General features: G+C 64.7%; 16 protein-coding genes. 6 read left to right on the forward strand and 10 right to left on the reverse strand.

The window, feature by feature from the left end; all coding sequences use genetic code 11:
- Nucleotides 1-31: 31 nt before the first annotated feature.
- A complete protein-coding gene (locus ACVWZT_RS15315) occupies nucleotides 32-295 on the reverse strand; it encodes a hypothetical protein (protein WP_457470102.1) in 264 nt (87 codons plus the stop codon).
- 453 nt (nucleotides 296-748) lie between these two features.
- On the opposite strand from ACVWZT_RS15315, the gene ACVWZT_RS15320 reads away from it, so the two are divergent.
- Together ACVWZT_RS15320 and mqo are read left to right on the forward strand one after the other, a co-directional pair.
- Nucleotides 749-940, forward strand: a complete 192-nt coding sequence (locus tag ACVWZT_RS15320; protein ID WP_457470104.1) for a YhfL family protein — start codon at nucleotides 749-751, stop codon at nucleotides 938-940.
- Nucleotides 941-1,268: 328 nt separating this feature from the next.
- On the forward strand, nucleotides 1,269-2,906 hold the full coding sequence (mqo, locus tag ACVWZT_RS15325; RefSeq protein ID WP_296234801.1) for a malate dehydrogenase (quinone): 1,638 nt from the start codon (nucleotides 1,269-1,271) through the stop codon (nucleotides 2,904-2,906).
- Between the two features lie 103 nt (nucleotides 2,907-3,009).
- Here the strand turns inward: mqo and ACVWZT_RS15330 are convergent, their stop codons facing one another.
- The gene (locus ACVWZT_RS15330; RefSeq protein WP_296234803.1) at nucleotides 3,010-3,345 is read right to left on the reverse strand and encodes an ArsR/SmtB family transcription factor; all 336 of its coding nucleotides are present in this window, start codon (nucleotides 3,343-3,345) and stop codon (nucleotides 3,010-3,012) included.
- A gap of 50 nt (nucleotides 3,346-3,395) precedes the next feature.
- Here ACVWZT_RS15330 and xenA point away from each other — a divergent pair, with 50 nt between their 5' ends.
- Nucleotides 3,396-4,487, forward strand: a complete 1,092-nt coding sequence (xenA, locus tag ACVWZT_RS15335; RefSeq protein ID WP_296234804.1) for a xenobiotic reductase XenA — start codon at nucleotides 3,396-3,398, stop codon at nucleotides 4,485-4,487.
- A 123-nt stretch (nucleotides 4,488-4,610) separates the two neighbouring features.
- Here the strand turns inward: xenA and ACVWZT_RS15340 are convergent, their stop codons facing one another.
- The 5 genes from ACVWZT_RS15340 to ACVWZT_RS15360 form a co-directional block, all read right to left on the reverse strand.
- Nucleotides 4,611-5,858: an NAD(P)/FAD-dependent oxidoreductase gene (locus ACVWZT_RS15340; protein ID WP_457470107.1), complete on the reverse strand. Its 1,248-nt coding sequence runs from the start codon at nucleotides 5,856-5,858 to the stop codon at nucleotides 4,611-4,613.
- Nucleotides 5,859-5,860: 2 nt separating this feature from the next.
- Nucleotides 5,861-7,438 carry an aldehyde dehydrogenase (NADP(+)) gene (locus ACVWZT_RS15345; RefSeq protein ID WP_457470109.1) on the reverse strand — a complete coding sequence of 526 codons (1,578 nt, stop codon included), beginning with the start codon at nucleotides 7,436-7,438 and terminating at the stop codon, nucleotides 5,861-5,863.
- A 165-nt stretch (nucleotides 7,439-7,603) separates the two neighbouring features.
- A complete protein-coding gene (locus ACVWZT_RS15350) occupies nucleotides 7,604-8,551 on the reverse strand; it encodes a dihydrodipicolinate synthase family protein (RefSeq protein WP_457470111.1) in 948 nt (315 codons plus the stop codon).
- A 44-nt stretch (nucleotides 8,552-8,595) separates the two neighbouring features.
- Nucleotides 8,596-9,522, reverse strand: coding sequence for a 4-hydroxyproline epimerase (locus ACVWZT_RS15355; RefSeq protein ID WP_457470113.1), 927 nt, complete (start codon nucleotides 9,520-9,522; stop codon nucleotides 8,596-8,598).
- Nucleotides 9,523-9,545: 23 nt separating this feature from the next.
- Nucleotides 9,546-11,156, reverse strand: a complete 1,611-nt coding sequence (locus ACVWZT_RS15360) for an APC family permease (protein WP_457470115.1) — start codon at nucleotides 11,154-11,156, stop codon at nucleotides 9,546-9,548.
- Nucleotides 11,157-11,500: 344 nt separating this feature from the next.
- Here ACVWZT_RS15360 and ACVWZT_RS15365 point away from each other — a divergent pair, with 344 nt between their 5' ends.
- The gene (locus tag ACVWZT_RS15365; RefSeq protein WP_296230638.1) at nucleotides 11,501-12,283 is read left to right on the forward strand and encodes an AraC family transcriptional regulator; all 783 of its coding nucleotides are present in this window, start codon (nucleotides 11,501-11,503) and stop codon (nucleotides 12,281-12,283) included.
- On the opposite strand, the gene ACVWZT_RS15370 is transcribed toward ACVWZT_RS15365, so the two are convergent.
- Nucleotides 12,271-13,158, reverse strand: a complete 888-nt coding sequence (locus ACVWZT_RS15370) for a LysR family transcriptional regulator (RefSeq protein WP_296230634.1) — start codon at nucleotides 13,156-13,158, stop codon at nucleotides 12,271-12,273. The two genes, ACVWZT_RS15365 and ACVWZT_RS15370, sit on opposite strands and share 13 nt — an antisense overlap.
- A gap of 140 nt (nucleotides 13,159-13,298) precedes the next feature.
- Between ACVWZT_RS15370 and moaB the strand changes: the two genes are divergently transcribed.
- Nucleotides 13,299-13,838, forward strand: coding sequence for a molybdenum cofactor biosynthesis protein B (moaB, locus tag ACVWZT_RS15375; RefSeq protein ID WP_457470118.1), 540 nt, complete (start codon nucleotides 13,299-13,301; stop codon nucleotides 13,836-13,838).
- 131 nt (nucleotides 13,839-13,969) lie between these two features.
- On the opposite strand, the gene ACVWZT_RS15380 is transcribed toward moaB, so the two are convergent.
- The gene (locus ACVWZT_RS15380; protein ID WP_296230632.1) at nucleotides 13,970-14,869 is read right to left on the reverse strand and encodes a bestrophin family protein; all 900 of its coding nucleotides are present in this window, start codon (nucleotides 14,867-14,869) and stop codon (nucleotides 13,970-13,972) included.
- Nucleotides 14,870-14,889: 20 nt separating this feature from the next.
- Nucleotides 14,890-15,894 carry a GTP 3',8-cyclase MoaA gene (gene moaA / locus ACVWZT_RS15385; protein WP_296230631.1) on the reverse strand — a complete coding sequence of 335 codons (1,005 nt, stop codon included), beginning with the start codon at nucleotides 15,892-15,894 and terminating at the stop codon, nucleotides 14,890-14,892.
- A gap of 214 nt (nucleotides 15,895-16,108) precedes the next feature.
- On the opposite strand from moaA, the gene ACVWZT_RS15390 reads away from it, so the two are divergent.
- Complete coding sequence (locus ACVWZT_RS15390; protein WP_457470121.1) at nucleotides 16,109-18,439, forward strand: FdhF/YdeP family oxidoreductase; 2,331 nt, start codon at nucleotides 16,109-16,111, stop codon at nucleotides 18,437-18,439.
- Nucleotides 18,440-18,488: the final 49 nt, after the last annotated feature.

Here is an 18,488-nt window from a genome sequence, read left to right on the forward strand (position 1 = left end):
AGCGGGCGTGCCCGCGAAGAGGCCAGGCCTGCTAGTGCAGCGTTCGTGGCTCAGCCGGCAGATGGGCCTGCATCTGCAATTGCATCAATGCCGATTCGACCAGGCCCTGTACCGCCTCCATTTCATGGATAACGGCCTGCATCACGATCGAACTTGGCGCAGCGGGTTTGAGTTGCATGGCCTGGCGAGCGACGAATAGCGCGCAAAGTACGTACTCTGAGGATTGGGCCAGGGTTTCTTGCAGCGCCTGGGTGGAATCGAGGGAGTGGGGTGGATCGGGGACCATCTTGCGCATAGTTAGCTCCAGAGTCAGTCGAGCTGCTACGGACTTGCTGTCAAACAAGAGGGTGGCAGCGGTACGCGGGTTGACAGACCGAGGACTCCGGAGACTCGGCGCACACAAGGTGCCCCACGTACTGCCGCCATAACGGGTGTACGTGCACGGAGAAGTTGTCGGCCTGTCAAAGCCGGTCGTTGAATTCGCAACGACAAGCCGAGACTAGAGGGCGACTTAATCCGTCGCAACAGTTTGAGCGGTTTGGCAGTATGTTTGGGAAATTGCCTACATGGAAGGGGATTATTCTGAGTTTCAGTTGTAGGGCAGGGGCCGCTTTGCGGCCCATCGCGGCACAAGGCCGCTCCTACAACTAGCCAGCGCACATCGCGACTTGGATCCAAGGCTCGGCTTCTGTATCATCCCGGCGCCATCAGAATGATGGCCGAAGATGATTCATATAAAGGATTTAGTATGAAAAAGCTGTTCAAGGCTACCGTAGCCGTTGCTGTCGTTTCGGGTGCTGCCCTGCTGTCGGGTTGCACTGGCCAGGTTTACAACCAGCCGAAAAACTGCAGCTACGACTACCTGTTCCACCCTTCGGTTTCCATCTCCAAGATCATCGGTGGCTGCGGCCCGATCGATAAACTGCCTCAGCAGCAGTAATCTTGGCGGTCCCCTGATCGCGACGCTTGCGGCGTGATCCAAGGCCCCCGGTCATGCACATGGCCGGGGGTTTTTGTTTGCCGGCGCGGCAATCCGTCACTGGGGCAACCCGCCGCCTTGACGCGCCGGGCGGCAATTTGTTTGTGCTGGCAATTCGGTTACAATCTGGCAAAACGATTCAGCGCTGTCGGTCAATTCGACAAAAGGCCGGGTCGTTTTCTGGTTCTCTGGCTGCTGAATAATGAACACAACAAGCCTGCGCTGAAGAACACGCGATACCTGGGCCAGCCACAGGCCCGCCCTCCGTTCTCCTGACTGGAATTGATCAATGTTCAAGAAAGCTGGCAAGACCTTGCTGGGCCTGGCTGTCGCTGCAAGCTGCATGCAAGCGTACGCCGCAGAAACCAAGAAAGTAGACGTGCTGCTGGTCGGCGGCGGCATCATGAGCTCGACCCTGGCTGTGTGGCTGCACGAGCTGGAGCCAAGCTGGTCGATGGAAATGGTCGAGCGCCTGGACGGCGTGGCCGAAGAAAGCTCCAACGGCTGGAACAACGCCGGTACCGGCCACTCCGCGCTGGCCGAACTGAACTACACCCCGGAAGACAAAGACGGCAACGTCAACATCAGCAAGGCCATCGAAATCAACGAAGCCTTCCAGATCTCCCGCCAGTTCTGGGCCTGGCAAGTGCGCCAGGGCGTGCTGAAGAACCCGCACTCGTTCATCAACACCACCCCGCACATGAGCTTCGTATGGGGCGATGACAACATCAAGTTCCTGAAGAAGCGTTACGACGCGCTGCAGGCCAGCCCGCTGTTCCGCCCGATGCAGTACTCCGAGGACCACGCGCAGATCGCCAAGTGGGTCCCATTGATGATGGAAGGCCGCGACCCGAACCAGAAGCTGGCCGTGACCTGGACCCCGATCGGCACCGACGTCAACTTCGGCGAGATCACCCGCCAGTTCGTCGGCCACCTGAAAACCCAGGACAACTTCGACCTGAAGCTATCCAGCGAAGTACAGGACATCACCCGCAACAAGGACGGCTCCTGGCACGTCGAGTACAAGAACCTGAAGGACGGTACCGAGTCGGCCACTGACGCCAAGTTCCTGTTCATCGGTGCCGGCGGTGGCGCACTCAAGCTGCTGCAGAAGTCGGGCATTCCTGAAGCCAAGGAATACGCAGGCTTCCCGGTGGGTGGCTCGTTCCTGGTGACCGAGAACCCGACCATCGCCATGCAGCACATGGCCAAGGCCTACGGCATCGCCTCGACCGGCGCGCCACCCATGTCGGTACCGCACCTGGACACCCGTGTGCTGGACGGCAAGCGGGTGATCCTGTTTGGCCCATTCGCCACCTTCTCGACCAAGTTCCTGAAGAACGGCTCGTACCTGGACCTGCTGAGCACCACCACCCCGCACAACGTGTGGCCGATGACCAAGGTCGGTATCGACCAGTACCCGCTGGTCGAGTACCTCGCTGGCCAGCTGATGCTGTCTGACGATGACCGCTTCGAAGCCCTGCGCACCTACTTCCCGAACGCCAAGAAGGAAGACTGGAAGCTGTGGCAGGCCGGCCAGCGCGTGCAGATCATCAAGCGTGACGCAGACAAGGGCGGTGTGCTGAAGCTGGGCACTGAGGTGGTCGCTTCCGAAGACCGTACCATTGCCGGCCTGCTGGGCGCTTCGCCAGGTGCTTCGACTGCAGCGCCGATCATGCTGAACGTGCTGGAAACCGTGTTCAAGGAGAAGGTCGCTACCCCTGAGTGGCAGGCCAAGATCAAGCAGATCGTGCCAAGCTACGGCACCAAGCTGAACGAATCGGCAGCGGCCACCCAGAAAGCGTGGAACTACACCGCAGAAGTACTGCAGCTGGAGAAACCACCGGTAATCGACGCCAGCGTCGGCACCACGGTTGCACCGAGCCAGCCGGCGGAAAGCAAGCCTGAGAATGACATGGCGCTGTAAGCGGCCATCGTTGTGAAAGAAGCCACGGGGGAAACCTCGTGGCTTTTTTGTTGCTGTTCGGTCCTCTTCGCGAGCAAGCCTGCGAAGAGGACCGAACAGCCAATCAGTGCTGGCGCAGGATGCAGTCCAGCAGGCCGGGGAAGCGCTCTGCCAGCATCTCGCTGCGCAGCGAATTCATGTGGGTGGTGCCGACATTGCGGGTATGCACCAGCCCAGCATCACGCAACACGCGAAAGTGGTGGGACATGCTCGACTTCGGTCGGCCGCCGTCCAGCTCGCCGCAGCTGGCTTCGGCCACGCCCGCCAGGTGGCGGACGATGCCAAGGCGCACCGGGTCGCTCAGCGCATAGAGCAGGCGTTCCAGGGTCAGGTCTTCGGAATTGGGATGTTGATAGGCTCGCATGGGCATCATGATAACGGGGCTATCATTAATTGCCATAGTTCGATTAGAATCGAACAAGCGTAATTACATAGCCCGGGAGATTACCCATGTCCGCTCTGTTCGAACCCTACACCCTCAAGGACGTCACCCTGCGCAACCGCATCGCCATTCCGCCGATGTGCCAGTACATGGCCGAGGACGGCATGATCAACGATTGGCACCATGTGCACCTGGCCAGCCTGGCCCGGGGCGGTGCCGGCCTGCTGGTGGTCGAAGCCACTGCGGTGGCGCCGGAAGGGCGCATCACCCCCGGTTGCGCTGGTATCTGGAGCGATGCCCATGCCCAGGCCTTCGTGCCGGTGGTAGAGGCGATCAAGGCCGCCGGTGCCGTGCCGGGTATCCAGATTGCCCACGCCGGGCGCAAGGCCAGCGCCAACCGCCCATGGGAAGGTGACGACCACATTGCCGCCGACGACGCGCGCGGCTGGGAAACCATCGCCCCGTCTGCCATTGCCTTCGGCGCGCACCTGCCGAAAGTGCCGCGGGAGATGACCCTGGCCGACATCGCCCGGGTCAAGCAGGACTTCGTCGATGCCGCGCGGCGAGCACGTGATGCCGGTTTCCAGTGGATCGAGCTGCACTTTGCCCACGGTTACCTGGGGCAGAGCTTCTTCTCCGAACATTCCAACAAGCGCACCGATGCCTACGGTGGCAGTTTCGACAACCGCAGCCGCTTCCTTCTGGAAACCCTGGCGGCAGTGCGCGAGGTATGGCCGGAGAACCTGCCGCTGACCGCGCGCTTTGGGGTGCTGGAATACGATGGCCGCGATGAGCAGACCCTGGAAGAATCGATCGAGCTGGCGCGCCGCTTCAAGGCTGGCGGCCTCGACCTGCTGAGCGTGAGCGTCGGCTTCACCATTCCCGAGACCCATATTCCGTGGGGCCCGGCGTTCATGGGCCCGATTGCCGAGCGCGTGCGCCGTGAGGCGAAGCTGCCGGTGACGTCGGCGTGGGGCTTCGGTACGCCGCAACTGGCGGAAGCGGCGCTGCAGGCCAACCAGCTGGACCTGGTGTCGGTAGGGCGGGCGCATCTGGCGGACCCGCACTGGGCCTACTTTGCGGCGAAGGAGCTGGGGGTGGAGAAAGCCTCCTGGACCTTGCCGGCGCCTTATGCACACTGGCTCGAGCGGTATCGCTGAGGCATAAAGGGGCTGCTTTGCAGCCCGTTCGCGGGTAAACCCGCTCCCACAGGATCTCCACTGTCCTCAAGGCTTGTGCTGTCCCTGTGGGAGCGGGTTCACCCGCGAAGAGGCCCGCACAGGCTAAAACCTGCCCAGCCGGTAAGCCGCCATATCAGCCCCACCGTCCCTGTCAGCCAAGCGCCCCACCCATTCCGCCGTCAGCGCCGCCTGGGTCAACCCGAGGTGCTGATGCCCGAACGCCAGCAGCACCCGCCCGTCGCAGACCCGGTCGATCACCGGCAACGAGTCTGGCAACGAAGGCCGAAAACCCATCCACGGCGTTGCCCCTTCGGCACTCAGCTCCCGCTGGAACAAACCCTTGCTCAAACGGTGCAGTTGCCAGGCCCGCTGCATGCTCGGCGGTGCCTCCAGCCCGGCGAACTCCACCGTGCCCGCCAGGCGTAGGCCCCCTGCCATGGGGGTCATGATGAACTTGCGCTCCAGTGAGGTGACTGCAAACGGCAAACGCTGCTGCTCGCCAGGCAGCATCAAGTGATAGCCGCGCTCGGTATCCAGCGGTACACGCTTGCCCGTCAGCGCGCCGGTCAGCCGGGCAGAATGCGCGCCACAGCTGATCAACACCTGGCGCGCACTGAGTGTTCCCTGGCCGCTGGCCAGGCTGACCCCGCCGCTGTGCAACTGGCCACCCTCGACCTGTGCCTGGATGAAACGCACGCCTATGGCCTTGGCCGCTTCGAACAGCTCGCACACCACCCGGTAAGGGTCGATGAAATGCCCGGTGCGCGGAAAGAACAGCCCGCCCAGCAGCGAAGAGCTGAGCTGGGGGGCCGCTGCGCGCACGCTTTGCGCCGACCAGAAGTCCACCGCCACCGCCTGTTGTTGCATGCGAGCGCGCAAGGCCTGCAGTGCCGGGCGCGATTCGGGCCGCTCGAACACCAGCAACGAGCCCTCCTCGCGGAACAGCTCGCTGCGCCCGATCGAGCCCAGCAGCCGCTGCCAGGCGCCAAGGCTGCCTTCGTTCAACTGGCGGATACCGGCTACGCTGCGCTGGAACGGCGCCGGGCGCAGATTGAGCAGCAGCCGGGCGAACCAGGGCATGGCCTTGGGCAGGTACTTCCAGTCCAGGCGCAGCGGGCCCATAGGGTCCAGCAGCATGCGTGGCAGGCGCTTGAGGATCGACAGGTCGGCAATCGGGAACACCTGCTCGGTAGCCAGGTGCCCGGCATTGCCATAGGACGCGCCCTGGCCGGGTGGCTGACGGTCGACCAGCGTTACCTGGCGCCCCTGGCGGGCCAGTTGCAGGGCGCAGGCGACACCGACAATGCCGGCGCCGACAACGACGATATCGGTTTCACGGTTCTCGACCATGCTCAGTTTTCCCGTTTACCGTCGAGCAGGCGCCGAATCTGCAGCGGGTTGTCCTGTTGCAGCGCCCGCGGCAACAGGGCATCGGGGAAGTCCTGGTAGCACACCGGGCGCAGGAAGCGCTGGATCGCCGCAGTGCCCACCGAGGTGCTACGGGCATCGGAAGTCGCCGGGAACGGCCCGCCGTGGACCATCGCATCGCACACCTCGACGCCGGTCGGCCAGCCATTGACCAGCAGGCGTCCGGCCTTGCGCTCGAGGGTCGGCAGCAGGCTGCGGGCACTGTCGATGTCGGCAGCGTCCAGGTGCAGGGTGGCGGTCAGCTGGCCTTCCAGATGCTCGGCCACCTGACGGACCTGTTCGTTGCTGGCACAGGCCACTACCAACGAAGCGGCACCGAACACTTCGGCCTGCAACGCCGGGTCGACGAGGAAGGCTTCGGCCGTGGTGACGAACAGTTTTGCCTGGCACTGGTTGGGGCCTTGCGCGGCCTGGCCCGTGGCGGCGACCTGGGCATTGGCGTTGGTGGCCAGGGCAGCCACGCCGGCCTGGTAGGCAGCGCAGATGCCAGGGGTGAGCATGGTTTGCGCAGCGGTCTGGGCAACCTGCTCGCTGGCGGCGGTGATGAAACGTCGCAAGGCCGGCCCCTGGCGGGCAATCACCAGGCCTGGGTTGGTGCAGAACTGGCCGGCGCCCTGGGTCAGCGAGGCGACGAAGCCTTGCGCCAGCGCCTCGGCACGCGCCCGCAGGGCGGCGTCGAACAGGAACACTGGGTTGATCGAACTCATTTCGGCATATACCGGGATCGGTTCCGGGCGCGCTTGCGCGGCCTGGCACAGCGCGATGCCACCGCTGCGTGAACCAGTAAAGCCAACCGCCTTGATCCGCGGGTCGCTGACCAAGGCGATGCCCACTTCCCGACCGGAGCCATACAGCAGCGAAAACACGCCGGCTGGCAGGCCGCACTGCTGTACTGCGCGGGCCACCGCCTGGCCGACCAGCTCGCTGGTGCCAGGGTGCGCCCCATGGGCCTTGACCACCACCGGGCAGCCGGCGGCCAGGGCCGAGGCGGTATCGCCGCCGGCGACCGAGAAGGCCAGCGGGAAATTGCTGGCGCCGAACACCGCCACCGGCCCCAGGGCCACCTGGCGTTGGCGCAGGTCGGCACGGGGCAGGGGCTGGCGCTCGGGCATGGCGTTGTCGACGCGTACGTCCAGCCATTCACCGGTGCGTACCACGCGGGCAAAAGTGCGCAGCTGGGTACAGGTGCGGCCACGCTCGCCCTGGATCCGCGCCTTGGGCAAGCCGGTTTCGGCCACGGCGCGGTCAATCAGCGCATCGCCCAGTGCTTCGATCTGCGTGGCGATGCTTTCGAGAAACTGCGCCCGTTGCTCGAGCGCGGTTTCGCGGTAGGCATCGAACGCGGCCCAGGCCAGTTCGCAGGCCTGGGCCACGTGTTCGCCGCTGCCGCCGCGGTAGGCCGGCTCCAGCGCCTGACCGCTGGCCGGGTCGATGGCACGGATGGCTTCGCGGCTGCCGGTTACCGGCGTCTGGCCGATCAGCAGGTTGCCTGTGAGGGTCATGGAGCCTCCTTGGAAATCAAATTCGGGTATCAAGGGAGACCGCGCCGCCTGCAGACGCGGGTCTACCCGCGAATCAGGCGACTCGGTGCCTGGCACCGGCCGCGCCGGTGTTCGCGGATGAACCCGTTCCTGCAAGGGCCTGCGGTTCGGTCTTGAATCAGCTGCTCAGGCCAGGTTCTGCTCGGCCGACCAGCTGGCATACCAGGTGCGGAACAGCGCGTACTGCTGTTCGGCATAGCTGCGCTGGGCGTCGCTCAGGGCATCGGTCTCGTTGAAGTGCAGGCTGTATTCGCGGTCGCCGTTCAGCACCATCAGGTGCTTGTAATACAGCACCAGGTCGCAGCCTTCGTCGAACGACGACAGCACCGCCAGCGCCGCTTCCAGCTCGCGCGCCAGGCGCCGGGCCTTGGCATCGCCCTTGGCCGCCTGCTTGCTCAGGCTCACCAGGTGCAGCACTTCGCGTGGCAGGGCGTTGCCGATGCCGGTGATGGCGCCAGTGGCGTTGCAATTGACGAAGCCATGCACCACCTGGGTGTCGACGCCAACCATCAGGGTGACGTCGTCATCCTGGGAGGTGATGTGCTCGGCGGCATAGCGCAGGTCGGCGCCACCGCCGAACTCCTTGAAACCGATCAGGTTGGGGAACTCGCGGCGCAGTTCGAAGAACAGGTCGGCGCGGGTGGCGAAGCCGTAGTACGGGCTGTTGTAGATCACTGCCGGCAGCTTCGGCGCGGCAGCGAGGATCGCCGAGAAGTGGTGCTTCTGGGCAATCAGCGAGGCCCCACGGCTGAGCACGCGCGGAATCACCATCAGGCCCGCCGCGCCAACCTTGGCGGCATGGGCGGCATGGGATACGGCTTCACGGGTGTTCACCGCACCGGTGCCGACGATGGTCGGGATGCCGGCGGCGACCAGGCGGGCCACGCCTTCCTGGCGCTCGGCTTCGGTCAGCAGCGGCCAGTCGCCCATCGAGCCGCAGTACACCACGGCGCTCATGCCGAGGTCGATCAATTCGCGGCCCTTGCGCACCAGGGCATCGAAGTCCGGCTTGCGCTCGGCGGTGCAGGGGGTCATCAGGGCGGGCATGGTGCCGGTGAAGATGTTGCTGGTCATGGTGTTGCTCCTGGCGGTATTCAGTCTGGGAAAAAAGCCGGGGGTCAGATGCCCCAGGCGAACGGGTCCTGTTCGTCGATCAGCAGGGTGCTGTCGGCGGTCATGTAGGCGCGGCCGGTGATGAACGGGCGGATGCGTGCGCCGTCGCGCTGGTAGCAGCCGTGGAACTGGCTGCCGGTAATGCTGGCCTGCACCCAGGTCTGGCCTTCTTCGAGCTTGCCATCGGCGGCCAGGCAGGCCAGCTTGGCGCTGGTGCCGGTACCGCACGGCGAGCGGTCGTAGGCCTTGCCGGGGCACATCACGAAGTTGCGGCTGTCGGCATTGGCGTCATCGGCGAACAGCTCGACATGGTCGATCGGTGCACCCTGCTCGCCGGTGATGCCCTGGGCCTCCAGAGCCTTGAGCATGGCCCAGGTGTAGTCGGTCAGTGCCTCGCGGTTGTCCAGTTCGATACGCTGGCCATGTTCGGAAACCAGGAAGAACCAGTTGCCACCCCAGGCGATGTCGCCGTGCACCACGCCATACCCGGGCACGTCCACCGCCACCTGCTGGCGATAGCGGTAGGAGGGCACGTTGCCAACGGTGACGGCGCCGTCGTCATGCAAGGTTGCAATGACCTGGCCGACCGGGGTGTCGATCTTGTGTTCGCCCGGGGCAATCAGGCCCAGGTGCTGCAGCGAGGCGACCAGGCCGATGGTGCCGTGGCCGCACATGTTCAGGTAGCCGGCGTTGTTGAAGAAAATCACCCCGCAGGTGGCGTCGGCCGAGGTCGGGGGGCAGTACAGCGCGCCGACCAGCACATCGTTGCCGCGCGGTTCCAGCAGGCAGGCGCGGCGCCATTGGTCGTGCAGCTCGCGCAGTTCGTCGCGTTGCTCGGCCATGCTGCGGCCATGCAGTGCCGGGAAGCCTTTCATCACCAGGCGGGTCGGTTCGCCGCCGGTATGCGAGTCGATGACGTGGATGTGTTTCATGGGCTTGTCCATTTGCTAGGGATTCAGGAAGCGACAGCGGGACGGCTGCTATAGGTTTCAACGCCAGCTTCGCTTTCATCCTCGCCCTCCAGGCGCACCAGGTGGGCCGGCACACCAGTGGCTGCCCCCCAGTAGTAGATGCCCAGGGCGCAGGCGGCCACGGCCACGGTGTCGAACGGATGACCGAGTACCCCCAGGCCGCCGAAGCTGCCCAGCCAGGACAGCAGGATGGTCACCGCGTAGAAGCCGATCAGCCACGCCGACGAGCGCACCTGCTGGGCCAGCGACAGGTGCTGGGTCGGTACGAAGCGGCTGCACAGCAGATACAGCACGAACATCACGATCTGCAGGGCCAGAAGCCACGACACGGTGTTCCAGCCGGACCAGTACACGATCAGCGCGGCGATGATGAACGACAGCGGGCCGAGCACGCCCATGCCCTTGACCCGGAACGGGCGCGGCATGTCGGGGGCGTTGCGGCGCAGGGCGGCGACGGTGACCGGGGCCACGGCGTAGCTCAGTACCAGGGCTGCGGAAACCACGTTGATCAGCGCTTCCCAGGACGGGAATGGCAGGGTCCAGAACACCGACAGGGCAAAGGTCAGCCACAACGCCGGGCGCGGGATGCCAGACTCGGCATCGATGCGGGTGAAATACTTGAAGAAGGTGCCGGTCTGCGCCCAGCCATAGACCACGCGCGGAGTGGCGTTCATGTAGATATTGCCGCAGCCGCTGGGCGAGATCACCGCGTCGGCCACCACCAGGTAGGCCAGCCAGCCCACACCCAGGGCCAGGGCGATGTCACGGTAGGGCAGGGCCAGTTCTTTGCTCACGCTGGCCCAGCCGTTGGCCAGCATTTCGGTTGGCACGCTGCCGAGGAAGGCCAGTTGCAGCAGTGCATAGATGGCCGTCGACAGCAGCACCGAGAGGATCAGCGCGATCGGGATGGTGCGCTGCGGGTTCTTCACCTCGCTCGCAACCGAAATGATGGGAGTCAGGCCCAGGTAGGCGAAGATGATACCGCCGGCCGAGACCGCCATTTCCACCCCGGACAGGCCGAACGGCGCAAAGCCCTGGACCTCGAAGTTTTCCGGCTTGAAGAAGGTGAACAGCACGCCGATCACCAGCAACGGCACGATGAACTTGAACACACTGACCAGGTTGTTGGCCTTGGCGAAGGTTTTCACGCTGCGGTAGTTGAGGAAGAAGAACAGCCCCAGCAGGGCGAACTGCACCAGCCAGCCGAGCACGGTCGGGTCGCTGGAGCCGGCCTTGGTCAGCCCGGGGAACCAGGCGGCGGCGTACTGGCGCGAGGCGACCACTTCGATGGCGATCAGGCTGGAGAAGGCGATCAGGGTGATGAAGCCCATCAGGTAGCCCAGCAGCGGGCCATGCGAGTACACCGGGTAGCGCACCACGCCACCGGCGCGCGGCAGGGCGGCGCCCAACTCGCAATAGACGATGCCCAGCAAGAGCACGGCAAAGCCGCCGAGGAACCAGGACAGGATACCGGCCGGGCCGGCGATGGCCGAGACGTGGCTGGCGGCGAACAGCCAGCCGGAGCCGAAGATGGCCCCTAGGCCGATGAAGGTGAGGTCCAGCAATGACAACTGTTTCTTGAATTTGCCTGACATGGGGGCGCCTTTTTGTTGGTTATTGGATAGGCAGTTCTGATGTCACGAGATGCGGCTTGCGTGGGGCATAGAGTGGACCGATCGGGCCGGCGGTTCTTGATGGTTTTCTGCAGGGTGGATGACGAAATCGGCACAGTTGTAAAAAAACAGTGGTGACAGGGAAGGGCGGTGGATAGGCTGTAAGCCATACCGCATAAGGGTTGTAGACATTTACTCGCTGTGCCGGCCTGTTCGCGGGTAAACCCGCTCCCACAGGTATCTCTGCAGCTTTCGAGGGCAGCGCAGTACCTGTGGGAGCGGGTTTACCCGCGAACAGGCCGGCACAGCAAACCGAGATAGAGCAGATGACCCACACCCCCCTGGCAACCCTGTACCAGGCCCTCGACCAGCACCGCCCCGCCAACCTCGAGGCCCTGCTGGCCGGTGTGGCGCTGCTGTTGCCGATCCTCGACGCCATCCCCAACGCCGCGATCTTCATCAAGGACCCGGCTGCCCGCTACGTGCTGGCCAACGACACCCTGGTCCGGCGTTGCGGCCTCAAGCGCCTGCAACCGCTGCTGGGCAAGACCAGCGCCGAAGTGTTCCCGGCGCAGCTGGGCCCCGGCTACACCGAGCAGGATCGGCGCGTGCTCAAGGAAGGCCTGGTGCTGGAGGACCAGCTGGAGCTGCACCTGTACGGCAGCCGCGAGCCCGGCTGGTGCCTGACGCACAAGCGTCCGCTGTACAACCTGGCAGGGGCTATCATCGGCCTGGTCGGCATCTCGGTCGACCTGCAGTCAGCCGCCGACACCCACCCGGCCTACCAGCGCCTGGCTGCGGTGGACGAGCACATCCGCCAGCATTTCCACCAACCGATCAGCATGCGCGAGCTGACCCGCATCGCCGGCATTTCCGTGGCCCAGCTGGAGCGCTATTGCAAGCGGGTGTTCCACCTCACGCCACGGCAGATGATCCACAAGGCGCGCCTGGAACATGCCCATCGCCTGCTGCATTCGGACCTGCCGATCACCGAAGTGGCCATGCGCTGCGGCTATACCGACCACAGCGCCTTCAGCCGCCAGTTCAAGCAGCTGACCGGCTTTACGCCGCGGCAGTATCGGCAGGCGACCAGCAGTCAGCCGAGTTGAAACAACGCCCGCGCCTCATCAAAGCACTGCTCGGCAATCGCCGAACGTGGCTCGCTGCGGCGCAGCAGCAGGCCTACCGGGCTGTGGATGGCGGCGTCGGCCACCGGCAGGATGCGCAGGTGCTCGCTGAGGTCTTCCAGGCCGCAGTCCAGCGGCATGACCGCGCAGCACATGCCGGTGTTGATGGCCTGGATCAGCTGGAAGCTGGAGTCGCTTTCGAGCACTGCATTCGGCTCCAGGCCGCGGCTGCGGAAACTCAGGTCCAGCGACTGGCGGTAGTGCATGCCCTTGCTCAACAGCCCCAGCGGAATGCCGCCGAGTTCGTCCCAGCGCAGGGTGTCGTTGGCGAACTGGAAGTGCCGTGTATCGTGCAGCAGGCCCATGGTGGTAGTACCCAGTTCGATCACTTCGAAGAAGCTGGTGTTGACCTGGTCCAGGTAACAGATGCCAAGGTCGAGCTGGTTGCGGCTGAGCCCGTCGATGACCTGCTCCGAGCTCAGCGAGCTGAGCTGGAAGTGCAGCTCGGGATATTTTTCACGCAACGGCAGCAGCAGGTGCATGGGGTTGAAGCTGGCCAGCGGCACCGTGCCCAGGCGCAGGCTGCCGACCACCTGGCCACGGCAACTGGCGGCCTCGGCCTGCAGGCCGTCATGGGCGGCGAGCAAGGTGCGGGCCCAGGCCAGGATGCGCTCGCCGGCTTCGGTGAAGCCTTCGAAACGCTGGCCGCGCTTGACCAGCACCAGGTCAAGTTCGTCCTCCAGGTTGCGCAGGCGCATGGACAGCGTCGGCTGGGTAATATGGCACAGCGCCGCGGCCTGGCCGAAGTGGCGGGTCTGGTCGAGGGCGATGAGGAACTTGAGCTGCTTGATGTCCATGAACGTGCCTGGTATCGGGTTGTGCAGACCTTAACCCACGTCTGCGATAGATGTCATTGATCAGCCGGTACGCCATATCGATTGGACGCCCCTGGGCCATGCCTCTAGCGTGGCTGGAATGCCACAGAAGGAGCTTCGCCGTGCGCGTCCAAGCCGACGCGGTCTTCGTACCGCTCAATATCGCCGTGCTGACTGTCAGCGACACCCGTACCTATGCCAATGACACCTCCGGCGAGCTGCTGGCCAGCCGCGCGGTGGAGGTCGGCCACTGTCTGGTGGCGCGGGCGCTGCTCAAGGACGACCTGTACAGGATCCGCGCCCAGGTCGCTACCTGGATCGCCGACGACCAGGTGCAGGTGGTGCTGGTCACCGGTGGTACCGGTTTTACCGAACGCGACAGCACGCCGGAGGCGGTCGAGTGCCTGCTGGACAAGCGCATCGACGGGTTTGGCGAGCTGTTCCGGGCCTTGTCGATCCTGGATATCGGCACCTCGACCGTGCAGAGCCGCGCGTTCGCCGGGCTGGCCAACCGCACCCTGGTCTGTTGCCTGCCAGGCTCCACCGGGGCTTGCCGGACGGCGTGGGAGGGGATCCTGGCGGAGCAGCTGGATGCGCGGCACCGGCCGTGCAACTTCGTCAAGCACCTGAAGCCGATCCAGGCCTGCGCCAGCCGGAGCTGAGTTTTCTCCTGTACCGGCCTCTTCGCGGGTAGACCCGCTCCCACAGGTACCGTGCAGGGTTTGAAACCTGTGAGGGCCCTGTGGGAGCGGGTTTAACCCGCGAAAGGGCCGGCACAGGCCACGGCATTCTGTCAGCTCAATACATGGCCCACCGGCAACAACGCCGGCGGCAGCTGTTGTTCGCCCAAGCCAGCCAGTACATCGCGCTCCACGGTGCGCACCAGGGCATCGGTCGGCAAATCGTTTTCATCGCGCCCGAACGGGTCTTCCAGCTCGTTGCCGATCGCATCCAGCCCGAAAAAGGTGTACCCCACGATGGTGGTGAACAATGGCGCCAGCCAACCCAGCGGTTCGGCCAGGGCAAACGGCAGCAACAGACAGAATATATAGATGGTGCGATGCAGCAACAGCGTGTAGGGGAACGGCAACGGCGTGCCCTTGATACGCTCGCAGGTGGCCTGCACTTCGGTCAGGCCCACCAGGCGCTGCTCCAGCAGGCTGTAGCGCCAGTCACTGATCTGCTGCTGTGTTGCCAGCCGCGAGCAGTGCCCGCCGACTTCGCGCAGGATGGCGTCGCACACATTGTGGTTGCCAAGCGCTTCGGGCCGGGCCAGCCAGGGCCTGGCAGCCGCCAGTTCGTCCTCGTTGCGCAGGTGCGCATTCAGCGCATGGGCAAACCCGCACAGGTCGCGCAACAGCTCGGCGCGCAGGGCCGGGTCGGCGATGACCAGGCTTTCGCGCACGAACGAGCGGGTTTCGATGATCAGCTTGCCCCAGGCCTTGCGCCCCTCCCACCAACGGTCGTAGCAGGCGTTGTTGCGAAAGCTCATGAAAATCGACAGCGACAGGCCCAGCAGGGTAAACGGGGTGGCGCTGACCGGGTAGAAAAACGCCGGGAAATGCCGTTCGACCAGCACGATCAGCGCGGCCAGCAGAGTGATCATCAGGCAGCGCAGGGCAATGCGCTTGACGATCGAACCCTTGAGGGTGAACAGCACACGCAGCACATCAGGAGCGGGGTGGACGATCATGGCAATCCAGAGACGGGCGCCTAGCCGCCAGTCATGTTCATGAAGCGCAGGATCTGCACATCGCCACCGACTTCGAAGTGATGGCGGTAGGGTTTGAGGTGCAGCGAGTCGCGAATGGCCTGTTCCAGGCGTTCGGGGTTGCCTGGGTGAGCGCGCAGCACCTGCTTGAGGTCCACCGAGTGTTCGTTGCCCAGGCACAGCAGCAGGCGGCCTTCGACGGTGAGGCGCACGCGGTTGCAGGTGGCGCAGAAGTTGTGGCTGTGCGGTGAAATGAAACCGATGCGGGTGTTGCCGGCTTCGGCCAGGCGCCAATAGCGCGCCGGGCCTTGCGACGATTCGGTGGATTCGATCAGGGTGAACTGCTCGGCCAGACGCGCGCGGACCTCGTCGCTGGAACAGAACGACTCGCCACGCTCATGTTCCTCGATCACGCCCAGCGGCATCTCCTCGATGAAGGTGATGTCCAACTCGCGGTCGATGGCAAAGCGGACCAGGTCGACCAGTTCGTGGTCGTTGCGGCCCTTGAGCACTACGCAATTGAGCTTGGTGCGCTGGAAACCGGCATGGCGCGCAGCGTCGATGCCAGCAATCACCTGGTGCAGGTCACCAGTACGGGTCAGCTGCCTGAAGCGCTCGGCATCCAGGCTGTCGAGGCTGATGTTCAAGCGTGTCACGCCGGCGTCGAACAGCGGCTGGGCCAGGCGCCCGAGTTGCGAACCATTGCTGGTCAGGCACAACTCGCGCAAACCGGGCAGGGCGGCAATGCGCCCGCACAGGTCGACGATGCCCTGGCGCACCAGCGGTTCGCCACCGGTCAGGCGGATCTTGCGGGTGCCGAGGGCGACGAAGCGCTCGGCCACCGCGAACAGCTCTTCGAGGCTGAGGATTTGCTGGCGTGGCAGAAACTGCATGTCTTCGGCCATGCAGTACACACAGCGGAAGTCGCAGCGATCGGTGACCGACATCCGCAGGTAGTCGATTTTCCGGTTGAAGCCGTCGATCAGGGCCCGGCTGTTCTGTTCCACGTTCGCCCTCGAATGGGTTGGGACTGCACTCCAAGCTATAACCTGGGGGCAAGGCCGTCAAATTGCTTTGCCCGACCATTTGATCGACCGCTTCTATCATCACCCCCGGCGCATGATCGAAAGCGCTTATCACGCCGTAAGATCTTTCGATTGGACGGCTCTACCCCGCGCTCAATAGGCTGAAAAAAAGCATCGAAGCGTGAGGATTCAGCGCATGAGCCAGGACCGACATATTCGCGACTACAAGGGCGCCGCCGCCGGCTGGGGGGCGCTCAAGAGCGTGACCAAAAGCTGGCTGGGCAGCGACAATGCCTTCAAGAACCTGCGGGCCATGCTCAAGACCAACCAGAACGGCGGCTTCGACTGCCCCGGCTGCGCCTGGGGCGAGTCGCCGGAAAACGACATGGTCAAGTTCTGCGAAAACGGTGCCAAGGCGGTCAACTGGGAAGCCACCGGCCGCTCGGTAGACCCGGCGTTCTTCGCCAGGTACAGCGTCAGCGCGCTGGCCGCGCAGAGCGACTACTGGTTGGAGTACCAAGGCCGGCTGACCCATCCGATGCGTTACGATGCAGCCACCGACCACTATGTCGAAACCAGCTGGGAAGCGGCTTTCGCCCTGGTCGCCCAGCACCTGCAGGCGCTCGACTCGCCCGACCAGGCCGAGTTCTATACCTCGGGCCGGGCCAGCAACGAAGCGGCGTTCCTCTACCAGCTGTTCGTGCGTGCCTACGGCACCAACAACTTCCCCGACTGCTCGAACATGTGCCACGAAGCCAGTGGCGTGGGCATGGCGGAAACCCTCGGCGTGGGCAAGGGCACGGTGGTGTTCCACGACCTGGAACTGGCCGATGCCATCTTCGTCATCGGCCAGAACCCCGGCACCAACCACCCGCGTATGCTCGAACCGTTGCGTGAAGCGGTCAAGCGCGGAGCCCAGGTGGTCTGCTTCAACCCGCTGAAAGAGCGCGGCCTGGAGCGCTTCCAGCACCCGCAGCACCCGTTCGAGATGCTCAGCAATGGCTCCGAACCAACCAACACGGCCTACTTCCGCCCGGCCCTGGGCGGCGACATGGCGGTACTGCGCGGCATGGCCAAGTACTTGCTGCAATGGGAGCGCGAAGCCCAGGCCAACGGCGAACCGGCGGTGTTCGACCATGCCTTCATTGCCGAGCATACCAGCGGCATCGACGCCTACCTGGACATCCTGGACGCCACGCCGTGGGCGCACATCGTCGCGCAATCGGGGCTGACCCAGGCCGAGATCGAGCTGGCCGCGCGCATGTACCGCAAGGCCGAGCGGGTGATCATGTGCTGGGCCATGGGTGTCACCCAGCACCGTCATTCGGTGGCAACCGTACAGGAAATCGTCAACCTGCAGCTGCTGCGCGGCAACGTCGGCAAACCCGGTGCCGGCCTGTCGCCGGTGCGTGGCCACAGCAATGTGCAGGGCGATCGCACCATGGGCATCGACGAAAAGCCCAGGCCGGCGCTGCTCGACGCCCTGGAAAAGCGCTTCCGCTTCCGCGTGCCACGGGCGCATGGGCACAACGCGGTGCTGGCGATCAAGGCCATGGAAGAAGGGCGGGCCAAGGTGTTCATCGGCCTGGGCGGCAACTTTGCCCAGGCCACGCCGGACACGCCGCGCACCCATGCGGCACTGCGCAACTGCGCACTGACCGTGCAGATTTCCACCAAGCTCAACCGCTCGCACCTGGTCACTGGCCGCGACGCGCTGATCCTGCCATGCCTGGGCCGTACCGAAATCGACCTGCAGGCCAGCGGGCCGCAAGGCGTGACCGTGGAGGACACGTTCAGCATGGTGCACCTTTCCCACGGCCAGCTGCGCCCGCGTTCGCCGCACCTGCGTTCGGAGCCGTGGATCATCGCCGGCATGGCCCAGGCGACCCTGGGCGGGCGGCCGATCGACTGGGAGGACGCGGTTGCCGATTACGGGCGCATCCGCAGCATGATCGCCGATGTTATCCCCGGCTTCGCCGACTTCAACGAGCGTCTGCAGCACCCGGGCGGCTTCCACCTCGGTAACCATGCAGCCGAGCGTAAATGGCGCACGGCCACCGGCAAGGCGCGCTTCAGCCCGCAGTTGTTGCCGCAACAACTGGTGAATGCCAAGGTGCTGGCGCGCGGTGACAAGCCCGACCTGATCCTGCAGACCCTGCGCTCGCACGACCAGTACAACACCACCCTGTATGGCCTGGACGACCGCTATCGCGGGGTGTTCGGCCTGCGTGAAGTGGTGTTCGTCAACGCGGTCGACATCCGCCGGATGGGCTTCGAGCCGGGCGAGCAGGTGGACCTGGTGTCGCTGTGGGAGGATGGCGTGGAGCGGCGCGTGTCGGGCTTCCGCCTGGTGGCGTACGACGTGCCGGAAGGGCAGGCGGCGGCCTATTACCCGGAAACCAACCCGCTGGTACCGCTGGACAGCTATGGCGAGGGGACTTTTACGCCGACCTCGAAGTTCGTGGCGATCAAGGTCGAGAAGGCCCGGGCAGGGAACCGGATTGCGGCGGTCAACACTGCAAGCTGAATGAGGCGTTTGCGGGATCGGGCCGCTGTGCGGCCCTTTCGCGACACAG

Source organism: Pseudomonas sp. TE21394 (assembly GCF_054057835.1).